This window comes from Micromonospora sp. NPDC003816 (assembly GCF_042874705.1).
Classification (GTDB): domain Bacteria; phylum Actinomycetota; class Actinomycetes; order Mycobacteriales; family Micromonosporaceae; genus Micromonospora.
This window is the reverse complement of record NZ_JBIANP010000007.1, coordinates 79,608-101,203: the sequence shown is the minus strand read 5'-3', so window position 1 is coordinate 101,203 and position 21,596 is coordinate 79,608. Positions and strand designations below refer to the sequence as shown.

Annotated in this window: 16 protein-coding genes; 12 read left to right on the top strand and 4 right to left on the bottom strand. The window is 71.3% G+C overall.

What is annotated here, in order from left to right; genetic code table 11:
* Positions 1-114 precede the first annotated feature (114 nt).
* Positions 115-1,560, top strand: coding sequence for a LuxR C-terminal-related transcriptional regulator (locus ACFYTT_RS22420; RefSeq protein WP_387261820.1), 1,446 nt, complete (start codon positions 115-117; stop codon positions 1,558-1,560).
* A gap of 5 nt (positions 1,561-1,565) precedes the next feature.
* Here ACFYTT_RS22420 and ACFYTT_RS22415 read toward each other — a convergent pair whose 3' ends face one another.
* Entirely contained in the window at positions 1,566-2,513 is a 948-nt protein-coding gene (locus ACFYTT_RS22415) for an FAD-dependent oxidoreductase (RefSeq protein WP_387261818.1), read from the bottom strand.
* A gap of 151 nt (positions 2,514-2,664) precedes the next feature.
* On the opposite strand from ACFYTT_RS22415, the gene ACFYTT_RS22410 reads away from it, so the two are divergent.
* The 3 genes from ACFYTT_RS22410 to ACFYTT_RS22400 all read left to right on the top strand — a co-directional run bounded on the left by ACFYTT_RS22410 (position 2,665) and on the right by ACFYTT_RS22400 (position 6,819).
* Positions 2,665-5,142 (top strand): M14 family zinc carboxypeptidase, encoded by a 2,478-nt coding sequence (locus ACFYTT_RS22410; RefSeq protein ID WP_387261815.1) that lies wholly within the window; start codon positions 2,665-2,667, stop codon positions 5,140-5,142.
* A gap of 234 nt (positions 5,143-5,376) precedes the next feature.
* Positions 5,377-5,910 carry a DUF1772 domain-containing protein gene (locus ACFYTT_RS22405; protein WP_387261813.1) on the top strand — a complete coding sequence of 178 codons (534 nt, stop codon included), beginning with the start codon at positions 5,377-5,379 and terminating at the stop codon, positions 5,908-5,910.
* Between the two features lie 117 nt (positions 5,911-6,027).
* A complete protein-coding gene (locus tag ACFYTT_RS22400) occupies positions 6,028-6,819 on the top strand; it encodes a hypothetical protein (protein ID WP_387261811.1) in 792 nt (263 codons plus the stop codon).
* A 59-nt stretch (positions 6,820-6,878) separates the two neighbouring features.
* Here ACFYTT_RS22400 and ACFYTT_RS22395 read toward each other — a convergent pair whose 3' ends face one another.
* Positions 6,879-8,060, bottom strand: coding sequence for a hypothetical protein (locus ACFYTT_RS22395; RefSeq protein WP_387261809.1), 1,182 nt, complete (start codon positions 8,058-8,060; stop codon positions 6,879-6,881).
* Positions 8,061-8,544: 484 nt separating this feature from the next.
* Between ACFYTT_RS22395 and ACFYTT_RS22390 the strand changes: the two genes are divergently transcribed.
* The 6 genes from ACFYTT_RS22390 to ACFYTT_RS22365 all read left to right on the top strand — a co-directional run bounded on the left by ACFYTT_RS22390 (position 8,545) and on the right by ACFYTT_RS22365 (position 15,069).
* The gene (locus tag ACFYTT_RS22390; RefSeq protein WP_387262135.1) at positions 8,545-9,747 is read left to right on the top strand and encodes a helix-turn-helix domain-containing protein; all 1,203 of its coding nucleotides are present in this window, start codon (positions 8,545-8,547) and stop codon (positions 9,745-9,747) included.
* A gap of 127 nt (positions 9,748-9,874) precedes the next feature.
* A complete protein-coding gene (locus ACFYTT_RS22385; protein WP_387261807.1) occupies positions 9,875-10,414 on the top strand; it encodes an orotate phosphoribosyltransferase in 540 nt (179 codons plus the stop codon).
* A 147-nt stretch (positions 10,415-10,561) separates the two neighbouring features.
* Positions 10,562-11,758 (top strand): helix-turn-helix domain-containing protein, encoded by a 1,197-nt coding sequence (locus ACFYTT_RS22380; RefSeq protein WP_387261804.1) that lies wholly within the window; start codon positions 10,562-10,564, stop codon positions 11,756-11,758.
* Between the two features lie 486 nt (positions 11,759-12,244).
* Positions 12,245-12,532 carry a hypothetical protein gene (locus ACFYTT_RS22375; protein ID WP_387261801.1) on the top strand — a complete coding sequence of 96 codons (288 nt, stop codon included), beginning with the start codon at positions 12,245-12,247 and terminating at the stop codon, positions 12,530-12,532.
* 122 nt (positions 12,533-12,654) lie between these two features.
* A complete protein-coding gene (locus ACFYTT_RS22370) occupies positions 12,655-14,250 on the top strand; it encodes a diguanylate cyclase (protein ID WP_387261798.1) in 1,596 nt (531 codons plus the stop codon).
* Positions 14,251-14,538: 288 nt separating this feature from the next.
* Positions 14,539-15,069: a hypothetical protein gene (locus tag ACFYTT_RS22365; RefSeq protein WP_387261795.1), complete on the top strand. Its 531-nt coding sequence runs from the start codon at positions 14,539-14,541 to the stop codon at positions 15,067-15,069.
* Positions 15,070-15,072: 3 nt separating this feature from the next.
* On the opposite strand, the gene ACFYTT_RS22360 is transcribed toward ACFYTT_RS22365, so the two are convergent.
* Complete coding sequence (locus tag ACFYTT_RS22360; RefSeq protein ID WP_131052590.1) at positions 15,073-15,951, bottom strand: LysR family transcriptional regulator; 879 nt, start codon at positions 15,949-15,951, stop codon at positions 15,073-15,075.
* A gap of 68 nt (positions 15,952-16,019) precedes the next feature.
* Between ACFYTT_RS22360 and ACFYTT_RS22355 the strand changes: the two genes are divergently transcribed.
* Together ACFYTT_RS22355 and ACFYTT_RS22350 are read left to right on the top strand one after the other, a co-directional pair.
* Positions 16,020-16,919 carry an EamA family transporter gene (locus ACFYTT_RS22355; RefSeq protein ID WP_357212023.1) on the top strand — a complete coding sequence of 300 codons (900 nt, stop codon included), beginning with the start codon at positions 16,020-16,022 and terminating at the stop codon, positions 16,917-16,919.
* A gap of 99 nt (positions 16,920-17,018) precedes the next feature.
* Complete coding sequence (locus tag ACFYTT_RS22350) at positions 17,019-19,163, top strand: APC family permease (protein WP_387261792.1); 2,145 nt, start codon at positions 17,019-17,021, stop codon at positions 19,161-19,163.
* 11 nt (positions 19,164-19,174) lie between these two features.
* Here ACFYTT_RS22350 and ACFYTT_RS22345 read toward each other — a convergent pair whose 3' ends face one another.
* A complete protein-coding gene (locus tag ACFYTT_RS22345) occupies positions 19,175-21,565 on the bottom strand; it encodes an excinuclease ABC subunit UvrA (RefSeq protein WP_387261789.1) in 2,391 nt (796 codons plus the stop codon).
* Between the last annotated feature and the right edge of the window lie 31 nt (positions 21,566-21,596).

Here is a 21,596-nt window from a genome sequence, read left to right as displayed (position 1 = left end):
CCGTCCGGGCGCTCTCCGACCGCTGAGTCGGCAATCAGTCGCCGGATCGCGGCACCCTGGGAGGATCCCCAGCTAGGGTGTGGCTGCTGCGCTGGTACGACGAAGGTGACGGACGTGGAGATCGACCAGTGTGGCCACCGGCCGGAGGACGCCGACCGACTGCTGGCCGCCGCCGACCGGGCCGCCGATCCGGTGGCCGCCGCCCGGCTGGTGGCGGAGGCGTTCGTCGCGGTGTCCCGGACCGCCGACCCGACCGTCCTGCCGCCGATCGTCCGGCGGTTGGCACGGCTACGGACCCTCCCGCCACGTCCCGAGGTCGAGTTCCTGCACCACGCGGTCGGTTGCGCGGTGGGCGCCCGGACCGGGCGGCGGGTCGCTCCCCGGGAGACCGACGACGCGTTGCGCCTCTTCGCCAGCGCCGGGCTGCACGACGATCCGCTGCACGTGGAGTGCGCGATGATCGCCACGTTGAGCGCGCTGCGACCCGACCAGGTGCGCCCGAGGTTCGCCGCCCTCGTCGAGCGGTGGGTGTCCGGCGAGGAGGAGACCGACCCGGCCCGGCGGGCCCGGTTCACCACCATGCTCGGGATGGGCGACGCGTGGTCCGGTGACCTGCTGCGCGGTCGGGCGACGCTGCGTCGCGCCCAGGCGTACGCGGTCGAGGCCGGGCGGCTCGACCTCCAGGCCGAGATCGTGTCGTGGCTGGCCAAGTGCGAGGCGCTCTGCGGCGACCTGACGCAGGCGCGGCGTTGTCTGGACGAGGCGCGGCTGCTGGCGGCCCGCTCGGGGTCGGCCTGGGTCGGGTTCCACATCGCCGAGTGCGCCGCCGCGCTGCACCTGGCGGCGGGCGACGTCGAGGCGTGGGTCGGGGTCGTGGGGCGGTTGGTCGACTCGGCGGTCGGCAGCAACTCCGGGCTGGTCTTCGAACACCGGTGGGAACTCGCCACCCACCACGCGCTCGGCGGGGACGGCGAGGCCGCGCACGCCGTCCTCGCCACCATCGCGGATCCGCCGCTGGACTGGCCGGGCGCGCCCGCCCTGCCGGCCTGGCGTGCCTGGATCGCCGACCCGGTCGACCCGGCCGCGATGGCCTGGCTGGAACAGGCGCTCGCCGGGCTCAACCGGCCGGTGGAGCGGCTCTCCCGGGCCCGGCTGGCCTGGCTGCTCGGCGCCCAGCACGCGCGCCTCGGCCGGCGGGTCGACGCGATCCGGCTGCTCGAACTGGCCAGCAGCGAGTACGCGGCGACCGGCGCGGCGGGTCTGCTCGCCCGGGTCACCGTGGACCTGGACGCGGTCACCGCCGGTCCGGTCGGTACGCCATCGTCCGTGGCGCAGGTGCCGTCGACCCGGCGCGGCCGACCGGCCGACGCCGGCACGGAGGTCCGGCTGACCGCCATGGAGACCAGGGTGGCCGGTGCCGTCGCCGACGGACTCAGCAACCTGGAGGCGGCCCGGCTGCTGGCGGTGTCGGCCAAGACGATCGAGTTCCACCTCGGCAACATCTATCGCAAGCTCGGCGTCCGTAACCGCACCGAACTCGCCCGGCACCTGTCGCGCTGAGCCGCTCAGTCGAGCGCCGCCACCAGCTCGGCGACCTCGGCGGCGCAGCCGTAGGAGAGGGTCACCCCGGCGCCGCCGTGGCCGTAACAGTGCACCACCGGGCCGGGCGCGGTCCGTTCGGTCTCCAGCCGGACGCCCGGTCGGGCGGGACGCAACCCCACCCGGTGCGCGAGGACGCGGGCCGCGCCGAGCGCGGGAACGAGCGCCGTGCAGCGGGCCACGATCGCCTCCGCCGTCTCCGGTCGCGGGTGCCGGTCCTCGTCGCCCTCCTCGGCGGTGCCGCCGAGCAGCACCGTGTCCGTCCGGGGCACGACGTACCGCAGGTGCCCGGGATCGGTCTGGTCGAGCAGCCACTCGTCCAGGCCGACCTGGCTGACCACGACGACCTGTCCGCGTACCGGGGTCAGGGAGGTGTCGCCGGTCAACTCGCGTGCGTCCAGGCCGGTGCAGTTCACCACCGCGTGCACGCCGTCGGTGAAGGCGTCGGCGAGGGCGGGAACCCGTCCGGGTCGGATCTCGACGCCCGCGCGCACCGACCGGTCCCGTAGCCAGGGCAGGTGTCGTGCCATGTCCACCACCGGCACGGTCAGCTCGTACCCGTCGACGTAGCCGGGCGGCAGCCGGTCGCCGCGTACCCGGTCCAGCGCGGGCACCGCGGCCCGCCACCACGGCTCGGCGGTGGGCCGGCGGAACAGTTCCCGGCCCCGGCGCAGCCGGACGCCGGTCGCCGGGTCGTCGGCCAGCCCGCACAGCACCCGGTAGGTGGTGGCCGACCAGCCGGTCACCCGGGCCCGGGGATGGGCCCGGTAGGGGTACCAGAGCGCGGCGGCGACCGACGAGGTGGTCTGCTCACCCGTCCCGGCGGCGACCACGTCGACCCGGTGTCCGTCCTGCGCCAGGCGCAGGGCGCAGGTCAGGCCCACCACGCCCGCACCGACGACCCTGACCCTCATGCCTGGAGATCACACCACACCCTCGTCGGTCCTGGGAATCCTCAAGGTTTCCTCAACCGGGCAGCTCAAGATCTATCGACCTCCGTCACCGCGACTAGTTTGACGGCAACCGATGGACGTGCGTGACACGCCACAAGCAGGAGGAGGGGAGATGCGACGCACACGACTGCGCCTCGCGCTCTTCGCGCTGCCCGCCCTGGTGGGCGGAGTACTCATGGCGGCGGCATCACCCGTGCCGGTGGGCGCGGTGCCCGCCGGCACGGGTGGTCCGGCCGACACCCATCTCGACGAACCCGACCACGTCGGCCACGTCCGGGTCCAGATGACCGGCGCCGACATGCTGGACCGGGTGGCCGCCGCCGGGTTCGACATCGAGCACGGTCTCACCCGGGTGCCGGACGGCATCGAGGGCGAGGTGGTGGCGACCGCCGAGGAGCGCACCGCGCTGGAGGCGATGGGTGTCCGGATCCTCGCCGACGACGAGGGCTTCGAGTGGAGCGACGAGGCCGACGGGGGCCTGCCGGGCGTCGCGGCCCGCACCCTGACGGCGGCCGGGCCCGACGGCACGGTCCGGATCGCCCGCGCCGACTGGTTCACCACCAAGGGCCAGGGTTTCCTGTACGTCGAGGCGCGCACCACGGAGGGCAGCCAGACCACGCCGATCGTCGGGATGCAGGTGGAGAACGACTCGGGCAAGGGCACCGAGTTCGGCTTCGCCCGGACGATGAGCCGATTCGTCGACTCCGGGCAGTACATGTTCCACCGGAACCTGTTCAAACTCGACACCCGCCCGGACCGGATCCGGGTCACCAGTTCGACCGGCGGTGTGGTCACCGGCCCGGTCTCGGACTGGTTGGAGAACGGTGCCCCGCCGCTGACGTCGAACCCCGGCTACCGGTCGGACTTCGTCGACGGCTACCGGCACCCGCAGCAGCTCTTCGCCCGAGCCGAGGAGATCGCCCGCGAGTTCCCGCAGATCGCCGAGATCGTCCACCTGCCGCACCGCACGAACGGCTACCAGCGTAAGGCGCAGGCGACGATCGGCGGGACCGGACAGTCGGCGGTCGTGGTCAGCTCGGCGGCGTGGGGGCACGAGGGCGGCAACGACGTCACCGTCGAGTTCGCGCTTGCGCCGGGGGAGAGCCTCCCGCTCACCGTCGAGGTGACCGGCTCGGCGGTACGCGTCCTGCTGGGCACGGACGCCACCGGTGCGGCGGCGAGCACGGCCGCCGAGGTGGCGCAGGCATTGCGTACCCGGTCGCAGGGGCTGATCGACCGGGCGCACCCGTACCGCAGCAATGCCGGCACCGGCGTCGTGGCGCCGACCACCGGCCCGGTGGCGCTGACCGACTTCCTCGACCAGAAGCGGGTCGGCGCGCCGGAGGGTGAGGTGCCGCGCGGCCCCGCCACCATCCCGGTGCTGCGGATCGGCAAGCACCGCGACGGCCGCAACCCGGGCGTGCTGATCCAGGCGCAGGACCACGCCCGTGAGTGGGTGCCGCCGACGACCACGCTGGAGACGGCCGAACGGCTGGTGCACAACTACCGCACCGACAAGGAGACCAAGAAGATCGTCGACAACACCGACGTCTTCCTGATCCTCTCCAACAACCCGGACGGCGCGAACTACAGCTTCTACAACTTCGCCTCGCAGCGCCGCAACATGACCAACCACTGCGCGGACGACAACGCCGACCCGGCCCGCCGCAACGCCTGGGGCGTGGACCTGAACCGCAACTACCGGGTCGGTTCGGGCCACGACGGGTACGCGGGCGGCTCGACCAGTTGCGTCAGCGACACGTTCCAGGGGCCGGAGAAGCTGTCCGAGCCCGAGTCGAAGAACGTCGTCTGGCTCGTCGAGACGTACTCGAACATCAAGTTCATGATGTCCGTGCACTCCAACGGCGGCCAGTTGTTCTGGCAGCCCGGCGCGTACATCGCGAACGGGCGGATCACCACGCCCCGGCCGCCGCTCGGTGACGAGGCGTTCTACTGGCAGTCGGCGGCGCGGATCCTGTCGCAGGTGAAGGCACACCGGCAGACCGTGGTGACGCCGCAGAACGTCGGCGGTTCCTCGGACGTCCTCTACTCCTCGGCGGGCAACGTCCGCGAGGACCTGTACCACACGTACGGCATCTACTCGTTCGGCTGGGAGGTCGGCGGCTCGATCTACAACCCGGCCACCGGCAACTGGCAGGGCGGTTCGTTCCAGCCGCCGTGGGTGGGCAACCCCGAGCTGGTCAGCGGGCACGCCGAGACGATGGAGTACGCCAACGGCATCATGGAGATGTTCCGGATCGCGGCGGAGTGGGGCAAGGACAAGAAGAAGCCGACGTCGACGCTCGTGCCCGGCGGCGGCCGGTACGCGGGCCCGGTCGACGTCCGGTTCGAGACCAGCGAACCGGCCACCATCTACTACACGACCGACGGCAGCCGGCCCACTCTGGACTCGCCGCGCTACCAGGCGACCGAGTTCCGGGAGCCGGGTCAGGTGTTCCGCGTGACCGAGACGACCACGTTCCACTGGTTCTCGGTCGACACGGCGGGCAACGTCGAGAAGGGCTACGACCCGACGAAGAACGACAAGCGCAACAACTACCGCAAGGCGACGGTCACCATCACCCGGTAGGCCGCCTCCGGTGACGCCTCGTCGGTGCGGGTCGCCCCCGCGCCGACGGGGCGTCGTCGTGCGCGCGTCGACGTGGGCCGTCGCCGACGCGCGTCGGGAACACCGCACCGGGTACGCCGACGGGCGAACCGGACCGCGCCTGCGGGCGGCAGACGGTGCGGGCCGCCGGACCCAGCATGGGAGACGACGTCAGCGCGCCCGGCCCGGGTGCCGTCGCACCAGGAGGTGCCCGTCGTGACCCGTACCCGACTGACCTGGATCGTGCTCGTCGCGCTCGTGTGGGCGGCGATGATGTCCTTCGGCGGTGTCGCCGCCGAGACGGTCATGCTCTATCCGAACATCTTCGACGACGCTCCGGCGTCGCTGCTGCGCGCCCGCGAGTTTCTGGTGGTCAGCGGCCCGAGCGACTACTTCCCGCCGCTGGGCGCCTCGGTGATCCTCGGCAGTCTCGCCGCCACGGTGCTCACCTTGCGTGACCGGCGGCTGCGCTGGTGGGTGGCGTCCGCGACGGCGGTCTTCGTGGTCTGCGAGTTCCTCTTCTCGGCGGTCTTCTTCTGGCCCCGCAACGAGATCATGTTCGTGGACCCGGTGGGCACCCACTCGCCGGAGTACCTGCGTCAGGTCGCCGCCGAGTTCGTCGCCGGGCACCGGGTACGCCTCGTCGGCGGCGCGGTCACGGCGGCGCTGGCCCTCACCGCGCTACTGCGTTTCGCCCGCGACACCGGCCGCACCGACGGCGAGCACGGGGCGGTCCGGGCCCTCTCCTGACCGCCCAGGGGAGAGGTTCGGCAGGTCAGCACCATGATGGGTTCGACGGCACGTGCTAGGAAGGAGGCGTGAATCGTGATCGTCTTTCTGCCGTGCCGTCGGTCCGGGTGACCGCGCATGGCTGAGCGCAGACTCCGGACCGGCCTCGCGTTCATGCTCGGTCTGACCGTGTTGTCCGGTTGCGCCGTCAACAAGGGCAGCGCCCTGGCCGCCGACTTCGAGGCCGACTGGGCCGGTACGCCCGACGTGGCGACTATCCACGCCACCGAGGAGAACACCCTGCCCTTCTTCGGCTCGACGACCGGCACGCTGACCGTCGCGGAGGGCACCTCGGCCGACCGGGTGAGCGAGCTGGCGGGCGAACTGCGGCAGTACGTCGCCGGCCGCGACGACGTCACGGGCAAGATCGCCGCCGCCGACATCACCTTCACCGTGGTCCCGGACAGCGCCCGCAACGACGAGGTGGTGTCGTTGTGGCGGTCGATGAGCACCGACTCCCAGGTGACGTCGGCCCACATCTCGAAGCCGTCCCGGGACGACGTCGACCGGTGGCGGATCGTCGGCACCGCGCCCAACGTGGTCGGCGCGATGGAACTCTTCGACGACCTGACCACCGGCGGCGGCCGACACGGCACGCTGACCGGCGTGACGACGGTGCTGATCTCCACCGACCGCACCGTCGAGCCGGCCGTCTCCGTCGAGACCGGTGCGGACGGGGCGGTCCCGGTGGAGGCGATCGCCGCGTTCCGGGCGGTCGTCGGCAGATACCCGATGGTCCGGGCAACCCTGCGGGTCGACCGGGTCAGCATCGTCCTGACGCGGCCCGAGGACCGGTCGGCCGCCGAGGAGGTGGCCAGGGCCCTGGCACCGAACCTCGGGACGGTCGAGGTGACCAGCCAGAACCGCTGAACCACGGCGGCCGGGCGGTGCCTAGCCAAGCTGCCGGACGGAGGACCTGATAATTGGGGTTACTGGTCTTGTGCTTCAAGCTCATATCGCACCGCTGAACCTGCCTCGACCTCTGGGCGGTTGCGCCAGTCGAGCGCCACGAGGACCCCGCCGACTTTGGACACTTCCAGGCCAAGGTCGCTACTTCGCAACAGACGGGTGCCCTTAGCGGTGTTGGTAGTCTTTCCTCCACGGTCAGGATTGACAGCGAGGAGCAGCCGCGGCCCCGGCACACCACCGATGGTGCGCACGCTGCGCCATTGTCCGCGCCACTGCTGACCCATCCCTGGAACTGATTGGCGGGGGGCCGTCTCCATGAGCTGCGTTTCCCGGTTCTCCATCGTGCGACTGATAATCCGCTGCTTTGCGGTCTGCTCCCGCGCCCTGCCTGCGGCGCTGGGCGTGACGTCGTAGTGAATTTCACTTCCAAGGTCGTCTTTGGCGACCCGCATCGAATGTGAGGGGTAGTGAGACTGGTTTTCGGTTCCGAGGCCCGGCTCCGTCGTCTCCAATTCTTGCTCTAGACGGTGCACTACGGCCAGATCAGTGGCGGGTGCAGAGGCGTCTTCGGCGAAGCGGAAAAAGTCGATGGTCGTACGGTCTTCCTGTATCCAAGTCCAAGCCATTGACACCCGGTCGCAGCCGGGTTGACGGCTCCACCTGAGGAGCTGATCTAGCCGGTTGCGTTGACCGGCGGCGGTCCGCCCGTTTTGGGGCGAGGACTTACTCCGGCCGCGTGACTCGCCGGCCAGGACTGCGCCTTGCCCACCGAAGCGGAGGTCTGGACGGGTGCCAGTCGAGGGATACACCCCCTGAAATTCCAGTGGAAGTGCGTCAAAATGAGCGACATCAGTCAGCGTGGGCTCCTCATCCCGCACCACCGCAGTGAGAGCGCCGAGGGCCAGTACTTCCGTGGCGAAGCGCCGGATATGCGACGACGAGCCGTCGAACGCCTGTTGCCGACGAAGGGGGACGCCGGGCGGGGCCTGGCCGAACAGCGACATGACCAGGGCCATCTCGTGTTGCACCAGCTCGGCCAACAGATGACCTCGATAAGGCACTGCCAAGGCGTTGACCCGCAGAACTTCGGCGAGATTCAACTCCAAAACGCCGCTGCCGTCGACCTGGACATCCTTGGGCTCGATAGGGGTGCCTGGGGGTGGAGGGGCTACGACGAACCTCCTGACCTTGACCTTGGCCATTCTTAGCCCCCTCGCCCCTGCAATGCCCCCATTGCTGCCATCTGCTGCCCTGGGCTACCTTAGCTGGCCTTCGGCATGGGCGTGATCCCTCGAGGATCGGCCGTTTCGCCGGTGTACGGGCCCGTGATGCAGGCACCGGAGGCGTTTGGCTTCCGGGACGAGGATGACTGATCCGAGCGCACGGCTAGCTGTCGACAGCAGGCGCGGAAGAAGTGACTCAATAAGGACCGACGCCGAACGCCAGCCTACGTTTATGACGCCGTCGGACTGCGGCGGACGGAGCGCCGAGAACTTACAAGCGAGGGGTCGCAGCAGCCCTTGGCCCGGAGGTGCGGCGAAGGTCGGAACGCTCGCCTGGCGGTTGCGGTATCAACCGTCGTGGTGGGGCACGTCGGGGCGGTGGGCGCGGGTACCGTCGACTGTGGTGGTCCGCCGGTGTAGTGGCTGGAGGTCCGCTGCCCAGACCGCTGCCTGGGAGACGATGATGAGCGATTCCGCGACCTTCGGTGCGCGCCTTCGGATGTATCGCGAGCGTGCGGGGAAGACTCGGCCCGTGCTCGGCGGGCTGGTCGGGCGTAGCGCGGAGTGGGTCAAGGCTCTGGAGAATGGGCGGCTGCTGCCGCCCCGCCTGCCCATGCTGCTGCGGCTGGCCGAGGTGCTCGACATCTCGGATCTTGCGGATCTGACCGGTGATCAGTCGTTGCCGGTCGCGTCGGTGACCAGGGCGGGGCATTCCGAGGTCGGCAAGGTGGCGGCGGTGATACAGCGGGCGTCGGTGCCGGTGGGCGCGGTGACACCGGTTGTCGTGATGCGTGATCTGGTGGATCAGGCGTGGGCCTTGTGGCATCGGTCGACGACTGAGCGTTCGGCGGTGGCGGCGGTGCTTCCGGGGTTGCTGACGGATGCGCAGCGGAGTGCACGGATGCTCAACGGTGGGGACCGTCGGCTGGCGTTCGTGGAGTTGGCGCGGGTGTATCACCTGGTGCAGTTGTACCTGGCGCACCAACCGTTGCCGGAGTTGGTGTGGCTTGCTGCCGACCGGGCGATGTCGGCTGCCCAGGACGCTGACGACCCGGCGGCGATGGCGGTGGCGGCCTGGTACTACGCGCACGTCTATCGGGGCGCTAGCCAGGTGGATGCCGCCGAGCAGGTGTTGGTCGAGGCGGCGGGTCTGGTCGATCCGGCGGCGGGTGGTGAGCAGTTGGCGCGGTGGGGTCAGGTGCAGCTCGGTATCGCGTTGGGCCACAGCAAGGCGGGCCGGGCCGGTCGAGCGTGGCGGGCGTGGGATGCCGCCGACTCGGCCACGAGCCGGCTCGGCGGTGGGTACGTCCATCCGTGGCTGATGTTCGGATCGGCGGCGTGTGCGGCGTACGCGGTCACCATCGAGACGGACCTGTGTCGCACGGGGGAGGCGGTGCGGAGGGCCGACGCCACCGACTACCGAGCGTTGCCTTCGCAGACTCGCCGGGCTGCCGCGCTGATTGATGCCGCTCGGGCGCACATGTTGGACCGTGGGGAGGTCGCGGCGGTCCACCTGCTTGGCCGGGCGCTGCGGGAGAGCGTCGACACGGTGCGCCACAACCCGTACGCCCGCATTGTCGCCCTGGAACTGTCGAACCGGCCGGGCACGGTCGGCGAGGACGCCCGAGAGTTGGCCCTCGCCATCGGCATGTCAAGGCTGCCTTGACGGCCGGGCGGCGACCTGCTCTCGGAGGCGTGTCGATGGTGGATGGGACGGCGAGTTGGGCTAAGCGCAGGGTCTAGAGTCTCGGCCTCTCGCTCCTGGCGCTGCGCAGCGTGTCAGGATTTCTCACGTGAAGCTTGATGATCTCGCGCGTCAGGTCAATGCCAAGTCTCGCCTTACCGGCGAATTCGTACTCCGTTCCGGACGGGTAGCGAACGAGTACTTCGACAAGTACCAGTTCGAGGCAGACCCGATCCTGCTCGATGCTCTCGCCGAACAGATGGTCGCCTTGGTGCCCGCCGAGACCGAGGTGCTAGCTGGTTTGGAGATGGGGGGCATCGCCGTCGTAACGGCGCTCGGTCGACGCACTGGCCTGCCCTGCGCGTTCGTGCGCAAGACGGCGAAACCGTACGGCACGGCTCGGCTGGCCGAGGGGGCAGAGGTGACCGGACGGAGGGTGCTCGTTGTCGAAGACGTGGTGACGTCTGGCGGGCAGGTGGTCCTCTCATCCAGGGATCTGCGAGGCCTCGGAGCACATGTCGACGCTGCCGTCTGTGTGATCGACCGCCAGGAGGGCGGAAGCGAGGCACTTGCGGTCGAGGGCATCACACTGCGAGCGCTACTCACCCGCGCCGACCTCGGGGAGAACAGGGGTAACAACCCACCGTGAAACGTCCTCAAGCGGTGCCTCGATAGCAAGCGATTTCGCCGGCAGGACAAAGACGCGAGGGGTCCTCCATACGCGACGTGTCGGGGTACCGTCCGACGAGGTGGTGACCGTTGAGGTCGCCTGGCCTCTTGAGCTTGGAGCGGCGCTATGGCCTCGTCCGTCGACCCGCGCTTCGGGGTAGCCCTACGTGAGTTTCGGGAGCGGCGCGGCCTGTCGCTTCGTGCCCTCGGGCAACTCGCCCATCGGAGTAAGAGCCATCTGCACGAGTTGGAGGCGGGGCTCAAGGCTCCGACTGTCGACACGGCTCGTCACCTGGACCGCGTTCTCGACGCGGGGGGTGTGCTTGCTCGGTTGGTGGAGGCACCGATCGACCACGCTGCTGAGGCTGGCGAGTTGCGGGCGAGAGTCGCCGCCAGTGATGTCAGCGGAGACGTGCTCGATCGGATCGAGCAGGGCGTCGATGATCTTGCCAGTTTCTATCCAACGATGGCCCCGGCGGATCTTCTGCCGATGGTGCGGCGGCATCTCGCCTATGTCGGGCGGTTGTTGGACGGGCGGGTCACGCTTGCTCAACAGCGGCGGCTGTTGGTTGCGGGTGGCTGGTTGGCGGTGCTGCGGGCGACCGTGCACATCGACCTCCGGCAGCGGGCCGCTGCGGCTGCCCACCTGCGAGCCGCCCGCGATCTCGCCGAGCATGCGGAGCATCGCGAGATCCAGGCATGGTGTCTCGAAACCCGCGCCTGGGACGTGCTGACTCAAGGTGACTACCGGACGGCGCTAGATCTTTCCCGTCACGCACAGCGGATCGCTCCGAAGGGGAGTTCTGCCCGCATCCAGGCGACTGCTCAGGAGGCTCGTGCGTGGGCTCGGATCGGGGATGTCGGTGCGACCCGACGAGCGTTGGACCGGGTGGAGCGGCTGACGGCGAATCTGCCTGTTCCTGAGCGAGCCGAGCACCACTATCGCTACGACCCGGCCAAGGCCGCCGCGTACACGGCCACGACTTTGGCGTGGGCGGGGGATCCCGGTGCCGAGCAGATAGCGCGGGCGGTGCTGGCGGATCTGGATCCGTCCGGCGATGGGGGAGCGCGACCGCGCCGGTCCGCGTCGGCCCGTCTCGACCTTGGTCTTGCCCTGGTCGCTGCCGGTCAGCCGGATGAGGCGGTGGCTCTGGGTGCGCAGGCGGTGGCGTCCGGGCGGGTGGTGCCGTCGAACTGGTGGCGGGCTGCGGAATTGCTGGCCAAGGTGGAGCAGTCGGGGGCGCCAGAGGCGGCGACGTTGCGGGAGGCGTGCATCGAGTACGCACCTGGGCGGCGACCACCAGCGGACAGCACACCTAGTTAGCGGACGCTCACCCTCTGGCCCGGCGAGCGTGTCCGGCGTGACGCTGGACCTCACTGAACCGGGCGCGGACGAGGCACATCAGCAGGTGCCCTCCATGCCCTGAGGACGGAGGGCCGGCCACATGACGGTCAATGTTCGACTCCTGCGGAGAGTTGTCAGCCGGTTCTTCCCGTCGTCGCCGTCGGCGGGCTGTGGCATCGGAGAACGCATCCAGGCGATTGAGCAGGAGGCCGCCCGACGAAGGTTGTTGGATCTCGCGCGAGGCATACCACCGCACCCGGCGTCGGGCGGGGATGCCTTGTCCGAGCGGCGCATCTCGTACGACGAGTATCTGTCGGCCACGGCTCTGACCCTCGCACGCCGGCATCGGCCGGTCTGGTGTTGGCGGCGATGGCGGCGGGTCTGTCGTTGCGGAGCCGACTTGCCCTGCCAGGCCCAGCACCGAATCCCGATCGAGCGCGGCCACTGGCCCGGGGCCGGTGAGCGGTGAGTACCCACGGTCCGGTCATGCCGATCTGGAGTTGCGGGGGCTGTGACCTGCCGTGGCCGTGCCCGACGCGGCGGCGGGAGCTGCGCGCGGAGTACGCGGACGCGCCGGTGTCGCTGGCCCTCTACCTCGGGGCCTATCTCATCCAGGCCGCCGAGGACATGCCCTGGGCGCCAGCCGGCACCCTGCACCGCCGCTTCGTCGGCTGGACCCGACAGCCGCCGGACACACAGCAACGAAGCCCAGCAACCGTGCCAACCGAAAGCGAACACCGCCAGACCGGCTGACCTTGGACGACACCCGGTCCGACCGGGCTGCCGTAATCACACATCGAACGGCGGCGAAACGTCACGACGGATTCATGTCGTAACATCGTCCTGTTTCTTTCCTGGGCGGTGCGGAGGACCGCATGGACGATGTGACCCTCCGGGCGCTGCGACTCGTCGAGGAGGCCCAGACCGGCGCCGCCGCCCCGGCGTTGGCGACCGCCGAGACGACGCTGCGCGAGGCCACCGGGGAGATCGCCGACGGACCGGCGGCGCTGCACTTCGCCCGGGTCGTGGCGCTGACCCGGCTCGGTGAGCTGCGTGCCGCCGTGGCCGCCGCCGACCTGATGCTGGCCGCTGCGGACCGCGAGGGCAGCGCCGGCTGGCGGTCGTGTGCGCTGTCGCTGCGCGCCACCCGGCGGCTGCGCGTCGGTGACAAGGACATCTCCGAGTACGACGTGGAGACGGTGCTGCGGGACCTGGTCAGTGCCGAGACCGCCCTGCTCGTCGACGAACCCGACCCGGTGATCATGGGCAACGCGCACACCGGGATCGCCATCGGCTACGCCCAACTGCGGCTCTACGAGTTGGCCGCGCCGCAGTTCGAGGCGGCGTACGAGACGACCCGGCATCCGGACTACCCGGACAACGGCAACCGGGCCATGTGGTTGTGCAACCTCGCCGAACTCAACCTGCTGTGGGCGCTGGAGTTGTATCAGGTGGGCCAGGTCGCGGTGGCGGAGCGGCACACCACCACCGCCGAGACGCACGCGACCCGCGCGGCGGCCGAGGCGTCCGGCCCCCAGGCGCGGGTATGGCGGCTGCTGGCGCTGCTCTATGCCGCCTGCGCCCGCGCCGACCGCCAGGACCCGGCCGGCGCGGCGGCCGACATTCCCCGGTACGCGGCCCTGCTGGAGGACTCCGGTCTGCGACAACACCAGGAACTGCTGCTGTGTCGACCGTTCCACGCCGTCGCGTTGCGCCGCTCGGGGCGACCGGGTGAGGCGCTCCGGGTCATCCAGCGGGCCGTGTCCGCCCTGCCGGTCGAGACCGACTGGCTGATCTCGGCGGCCCTGCACCGGACGCACGCGGTGCTGCTGACCATCAACGGCTCGTCGGACGCCGTGCCGGGGCTCACCTACGGTGACGCGCTCGCCGAACTGCTCTGGCGGCAACGGCACCGCTGGCTGCACACGGCGATGACCATGCAGTCGTACGACGTGTTGCGCTGGCAGCACGAGCAGGCCGAACGGGCGGCGCAGACCGACCCGCTCACCGGCGTCGCCAACCGTCGGGGACTCGACGTCTTCCTGCGGACCCTGGCCGCCTCGGGCGCCCCCGCCGACCGGCTGGTGGCGGTGCTGGCGGTGGACATCGACCGGTTCAAGCACATCAACGACTCGCTGGGCCACGCGGCCGGTGACGAGGTGCTGCGGGCCGTCGCGCAGGTGCTCACCGCCAGCGTCCGTAAGGGCGACTTCGTGGCCCGGCTCGGTGGCGACGAGTTCGTCGCGATCCTGCCCGACGCCGACACCGCCGACGGCACGAAGGTCGCCCGGCGGGCCGTGGACGCGGTGGCCGGGATGGCGGTGTGGCGCGCCCGGGTCAGCGTCGGCGTGGCCAGCGGGCCGGTGTACGCGGTCGGCGACGCCCTCGCCCAGGCCGACCGCGCCATGTACGCGGCGAAACGCGCGGGCGGCAACCAGGCGACCTACCGTCCGGCGGCCGTCGAGCAGTGATCCGCGTACCCGTGGTCGACGGTGGCGACTACGGTGTGTGCGACGGTCGTCGACAGAGGAGGACCACGTGAAGCCCTGGCACCTCACCGCTGTGGTGATCACCGTGGCGCTGCTCGGATTCGTCGTCTGGTGCGTCATCGCCTTCCTCCAGGGCCGACGCGGCGGTCCGTCGGATCACTGACGCCGGGCCGGTCGCCGTCCGGGCACCGGGCCGCCGATGTGCTGACAGTCCGGTCGGACGCCGGGCCGCCGGTGCGGCGGGTCGGGCGCGACCGCTACCCTGCGGCGGTGGCTGACGACGCGGAACGGGTGGCGGCGTCGTTGGCGGTCCGGCTCGACGCGGTCACCTTCACCGACCTGACCGTCGACCAGGTCACCGCCCGGCTGATCGACGAGATCGTGCGCTGGGCGGGGGAGTGGGGCTGGCGGGTCTATCGGCGCGCGCCCAGCGTGGTGCCGTTGCCGCCGCCGATGTCGGACCGGCAGTCGGTCCTGGACGTGGCATGTGCCCGACCGGACGGGCCACCGGTCGTCGTCGAGGTCGACCACGGCACCCGGCGGCGGACCTGGGACAAGCTGATCGCCGAGGCCGACGCGGGACGCGTACCGCTGTGGGTGCGGTGGGGTGCCGGCCGGTTCACCGCGCCGCCGCCGCCGATCCTGATGGTGACCTGCGAGGTGTCCGGGCGGACGGACCCGGCCGGCGCACGGCTGCACACTCGGCTGCCACGCGCCGACATGCAGCCACCGGCGCACTCCGCCGGGCGGGTCGGCGAGGCGTCCCCCGTCGAGCTGCCGCTCCCGCCGTCCGGTTCCTGAGGGCTATCCGGTCTCCGCTGCGGGCCGGATCGGGCGGTACGCCTCACAGGCCAGGGTGACCAGCTCGGTGAGGTGGGCCGGCGGGTCGTCCTTCCACCAGGCCAACCAGACCGGGATCGGCGGGGTGTCGCGGACGGCCCGGTATGCCACCCCGGGGCGGGGATTCTGGTGGGCGGTGGCCTCCGAGGTGATGCCGACCGCCTGACCGGCCGCGATCAGCGTGAGCCACTCGTCGACGCTGTGCGTGGTGCGGATGGTGCCCGGTGCCGCGCCCGACGGGAACAAGGCGGGGGTGGTGGTGCCGGTGCGGCTGTCGATGGCGACCGGATACCGGATCAGGTCGGCGAGGCGTACCGACCGCCGTCGGGCCAGCGGGTTGTCGGTGGCCACGGCGGCGTAGCGGGACTCCACCCCGAGCAGGGCGCTGTCGAAGCGGGGGTCGGTGAGCTGGCGGCGGACCACGGCGACGTCGGCGTTGCCCTCGCTGAGCCCGGCGGTCGGCGTGTTGCAGTGCACGAACACCAGCGGCACCTGCGGGTGGGCGGCGGCCCAGACGCGTTGCAGGCGACGGGTGTGCTTGCCCAACGCCGCCCAGGCGTAGCCGAGGCGCAGCTCGGCGCGGGACTCCTCGACGATCCGGTGCAGGTGGGCGACGTCGTCGAGGACCCGACGCGCGGCGGCGAGGACGCGGGTGCCGGTGCCGGTGAGCGAGACGTGCCGGGTGGTCCGCTGGAGCAGCCGGGCGCCGAGCGTGGCCTCCAGCGCGCCGATCGACCGGGAGACCGCCGCCTGGGAGACGCCCAGGACCGCCGCCGCGTCGGTGAACGTCCCGGCGTCGACCACCGCGACCAGCGTACGGAGTTGGCGGAGCTGCACATCCATACGTTCAGCGTATAGGTGACACGGTCCATGCATTTCCGGTATCAGTCGGTGCGCTCGACACTGACCTCATGACGGTGCGGACAGTGGAGCACGACGACGTCACCCCGAGCGACGGTCGGGTGGCCGGTGTCGGCCGAGGGCCGCTGCTGCGCGGGATCGTCACGATGACCGGCAGCGCGGCGAGCAACCAGGTCGGGGCGGCCCTGGGAGCGCACGCCTTCGGTGCCATCGGGCCCGCCGGGGTGGTGGCCGTCCGGCAACTCGTCGCGGCGGCGGTGCTGCTGCCGACCGTACGCCCCGACCTGCGTCGCTTCACCTGGGCGCAGTGGTGGCCGACCCTGCTGCTCGGGCTGGTCTTCGCCACGATGAACCTCAGCCTCTACAGCGCGGTCGACCGCATCGGTCTCGGCCTGGCCGTCACCCTGGAGTTCCTCGGCCCGCTCGCGGTCGCGCTGGTCGCCTCCCGGACCCGCCGCGACCTGCTCTGCGCGGCCGGCGCCTGCCTCGGTGTCTACGTGCTGGTCCTGCCGGGCCCGGCCAGCGACCTCGTCGGGGTGGCACTGGGGCTGCTCGCGGCGGCGTGCTGGGCGTCGTACATCCTGCTCAACCGGCTCGTCGGGGCCCGGCTGCCGGGGTTGCAGGCCCCGGCAGCGGCGAGCCTGGTCTCCGCGCTGCTCGCCCTGCCGGTCGCGGTCACCCTGCTGGCCCAGGGACGCCTGGCCGGCACCGCGCTGCTGTTCGCCGTCGCCGCCGGTGTCCTCGCCTCGGTGGTGCCGTACGCCGCCGACCTCGTCGCGCTGCGCACCGTGCCGCCCCGCTTCTTCGGCGTCTTCATGAGCATCCACCCGGTGCTGGCCGCGCTCGCCGGTCTCGTGCTGCTCGGTCAGGTGCTCCGACCGCACGAGTGGCTCGGCATCGCCATGGTCGTGACGGCCAACGCGGTGGCCGTCCGGTCCGCCACCGCCTGATCCGCCACGAGCCGGTCTCGCTTCCGCCGATCGGCGTTGCCCGCACGGTGTTCCTGGAAGGGTCGACGGTGCGGGCAGCGGGCACGAGGCGGAGGCACGGTGGGCAGGTCGGGGCAGGACCCGGAGCAGGAGGCGGGGTCGGCGACCTTCAGCCCCTCAGCGGAACTGCCGCCGCCGTCCCCGGCCGACCTCGACGTGCTGCGGCGGGTCGGCGCGCGGTGGCGGGTCGACGACACCGTACGGGCGCTGCCGGTGGACCCGCAGGCGGACGAGGTGCGGACCGCGACGGGTACGGGCCGACACAGTGTGCTGTTCGTGCCGGACGAGGCGGGTCGGCTGACCGCCACCCCCACCGTCGAACGGCAGGACACCGTCGAGGGGCGGGCACTCGGCGGTCTGCGTCGACTCCTGCTCGGGCCGCCGCTGACCAGCGGGGCGATCCTGCGCGAGCGGATGCCGAAGTTCCTCGCGCTGCCGGTGCTCGCCTCCGACCTGCTCTCCTCGGTCGCGTACGGGCCGGAGGCGATGTTGACCGTGCTGGTCCTCGCCGGCAGCGGCGCCCTGGGGCTGTCGTTGCCGATCGCGGCGGGACTGGTGGTGCTGATGCTCGCGGTCGGCACGTCGTACCGGCAGACCGTGTACGCGTACCCGCACGGCGCCGGGTCGTACCTGGTGGCCAGCGACACCCTGGGGCCCCGCGCGGGCCTGGGCGCGGCGGCCGGTCTCGTCCTCGACTACGTGCTCACGGTCGCGGTGTCGGTGTCGGCCGGCACCGCCGCGATCACCTCGGCGCTGCCCGCGCTCGCGCCGTACCGGGTACCGTTCGCGCTGGCCGTCATCGGGCTGCTGCTGACCGGCAACCTGCGTGGCATCCGGGTCGCCGGCAACGTGTTCGCCGCACCGACCTACTTCTTCCTGGTCGCCGTGCTCGGGCTGATCGTCGTCGGGCTGGTGCGGGCCGCCGCCGACGGGTTCACCGTCGCCGCCCCACCGCCGACGCCGGCCGTGGAGGGGCTCGGGCTGCTCCTGGTGCTGCGCGCCTTCGCCTCCGGCGCGACGTCGATGACCGGCATCGAGGCGGTCTCCAACGCGGTGCCGGTCTTCCGGCCCACCGAGTGGCGCAACGCCCGTACGGTGCTGACCTGGATGGTCGGCATCCTGATCGTGATCTTCGTCGGCCTGGTGGTGCTGTTCCACCTCAACGGCCTGGTGCCCACTGCCGACCAGACGCTGCTGTCCCTACTGGCCCGGCACACCTTCCCCACCGGGCCCTGGTACGCGCTCGTGCAGGCCGCCACCGCCCTCGTGCTGCTGCTGGCCGCGAACACCGCCTTCAACGACCTGCCGCGCCTGCTGTACTTCATGGCTCGCGACAGCTACGTGCCCCGCCGCTTCCTGCACCTGGGGGACCGGCTGGCGTTGAGCAACGGGCTGATCGTGCTCGCGGTCGCCGCCGCGGTGCTGCTGGTCGCGTTCGGCGGTCGGACCCACTCGCTGATCCCGCTCTACGCGGTCGGTGTCTTTCTCGCCTTCACGCTCTCCCAGACCGGGATGGTCCGCCACTGGCGGCGGCACCGCGAACGGGGCTGGCGGCGGCGCGCCACCATCAACGGCACCGGCGCGGCACTGTCGGCGCTGGTCCTGGTGACCGCCGCGGTCACGAAGTTCACCGAGGGCGCCTGGGTGGTGGTGCTCGCCGTACCGCTGCTGATCCACCTGTTCCGCCGGGTCCGCCGCCACTACGACCAGGTTCAGCAGGCCCTCGGCCTGCACGCGGTGGCGCGGACCGACGACGCGGGCCCGGCCGGGGACGAACCACCGCCGATCGTCCCGCAGCAGGTCCGGCACCTGTTCCTGGTCCCGGTGGCCCGGCTCAACCAGGCGACACTGCGCACCCTCGCCTACGTCGGCTCGCTCGGCCAACCGGCGCTCGCCCTGCACGTCAGCCCGGAGCGGACCGAGGCGGACCGGTTCCGCGCGCAGTGGGCCACCTGGGGCGACCACGTCCCGCTGGGGACGATCCTGTCACCGCACCGCGTGATCATCACGCCGCTGGCCGGGTACGTCAGCGCGCTGCGGCACAGCCGTCCCGACCTGACCCTCACCGTGGTGGTGCCCGACGTGATCGTCGAGCACCCCTGGCAGCGGCTGCTGCACTACCGCACCGAGCAGCGGCTGCGCCGGACCCTGCGACGGCACCCCGGCATCGTGGTGACCAGCATGCCCACCCACCTGAGCCGCTGAGCTACCGGCGATCAGCGGCCCACGTAGGCCGCCAGGTGCTCGCCGGTGAGGGTGGAACGGGCGGCGACCAGGTCGGCGGGGGTGCCCTCGAAGACGATCCGGCCGCCGTCGTGACCGGCACCCGGCCCGAGGTCGACGATCCAGTCGGCGTGCGCCATCACCGCCTGGTGGTGCTCCACCACGATGACCGACCGGCCGGCGTCCACCAGCCGGTCGAGCAGGCCGAGCAGGTGCGTGACGTCGGCCAGGTGCAGGCCGGTGGTCGGTTCGTCGAGGACCCAGACGCCGCCCTTGTCGCCCATGTGGGTGGCGAGCTTGAGGCGCTGCCGCTCGCCGCCGGAGAGCGTGGTGAGCGGCTGGCCGAGGCTGAGGTAGCCGAGGCCGACGTCCACCAGTCGCCCGAGGATCGTGGACGCGGCAGGCGTACGCGCCGCACCCGCGCCGAAGAACTCCCGCGCCTCGCTCACCGGCATCGCGAGCACCTCGCTGATGTCCCGACCGTCCAGCCGGTACTCCAGCACCGAGGCGTCGAACCGGCGGCCCTCGCACTCCTCGCAGGTGGTCGCCACGCCGGCCATGATCCCCAGATCGGTGTAGAGCACCCCGGCGCCGTTGCAGGCCGGGCAGGCACCCTCGGAGTTCGGGCTGAACAGCGCCGGCTTCACCCCGTTGGCCTTGGCGAACGCCTTGCGGATCGGCTCCAGCAGGCCGGTGTAGGTGGCCGGGTTGCTGCGACGCGAACCCCGGATCGGGGTCTGGTCCACCGACACCACGTCCATGCCGGGCGGGATCGAGCCGTGCACCAGCGAACTCTTGCCGGAGCCGGCCACCCCGGTCACCGCGACCAGCACGCCGAGCGGGATGTCGACGTCGATGCCGCGCAGGTTGTGCGTACTCGCACCCCGGATCTGAAGCGTGCCGGTGGGCTTGCGGACCGACTCCTTCAGGGCGACCCGGTCGTCCAGGTGCCGGCCGGTGACGGTGCCGCTGGCCCGCAACCCCTCGACGGTGCCCTCGAAACAGACCGTGCCGCCGTCCGCGCCCGCGCCGGGACCGAGATCGACCACGTGGTCGGCGATCGCGATGGTGTCCGGCTCGTGTTCCACCACGAGCACCGTGTTGCCCTTGTCCCGCAGCCGCAGCAGCAGGTCGTTCATCCGGGCGATGTCGTGCGGATGCAGCCCGGTGGTGGGCTCGTCGAAGACGTACGTGGCGTCGGTCAGCGAGGAACCCAGGTGCCGGATCATCTTGGTGCGCTGCGCCTCGCCGCCGGAGAGCGTGCCCGCCGGCCGGTCGAGCGAGAGGTAGCCCAGCCCGATCTCCACGAACGAGTCCAGGGTGTGCCCCAGCGCCGCCAGCAGCGGGGCCGCCGAGGGCTCCGACAGGCCACGGACCCACTGCGCCAGGTCGCTGATCTGCATCGCGCAGGCGTCGGCGATGCTGACACCCTCGATCTTCGAGGACCGGGCCGCCTCGCTGAGCCGGGTGCCGCCGCACTCCGGGCAGGTGGTGAACGTGACCGCCCGGTCCACGAAGGCCCGGATGTGCGGCTGGAGGGACTCCCGGTCCTTGGCCAGGAACGAGCGCTGCACCTTGGGGATCAGCCCCTCGTAGGTGAGGTTGACCCCCTCGACCTTCACCTTGGTCGGCTCCCGGTAGAGGAAGTCCTGCATCTCCTTCTTGGTGAACTTCCGGATCGGCTTGTGCGGGTCGAGGAAACCGGACTCCGCGTACGTCCGCACCGTCCACCAACTGTCCGACTTCCAGCCGGGGATCGTGAAGGCCCCCTCGGCGATCGACTTGGAGTCGTCGTAGAGCTGGCTCAGGTCGATGTCGGAGACCGAGCCGCGCCCCTCGCAGCGCGGGCACATCCCACCGGTCCGCGTGAAGGTCTGCCGCGTCGTCTTGCCGGCCCCACGCTCGACGGTGATGGTGCCGCTGGCCTTCACCGAGGCGACGTTGAAGGAGAACGCGTTGGGCGAGCCGATGTGCGGTTTCCCGAGCCGGCTGAACAGGATGCGCAGCATGGCGTTGGCGTCGGTGGCGGTGCCGACCGTGGAGCGGGGGTCGGCGCCCATCCGCTGCTGGTCGATGATGATCGCGGTGGTCAGCCCGTCGAGGACGTCCACCTCGGGCCGGGCCTGCGTCGGCATGAAGCCCTGCACGAAGGTGCTGTAGGTCTCGTTGATCAGCCGCCGTGACTCGGCCGCGATGGTGTCGAACACCAGTGAGCTCTTGCCCGAGCCGGAGACCCCGGTGAACACCGTCAGGCGGCGCTTGGGAAGCTCGATGCTGACGTCCGCCAGGTTGTTCTCCCGTGCGCCGTGCACCCGGATCAGGTCGTGGCTGTCGGCGACGTGCGCCGTACCCGCCTGCGAGCGGCCCTTCGGGACCGTGCTCATCGTCTCTCCCTCGGTCTCACCGGCCGTCGGC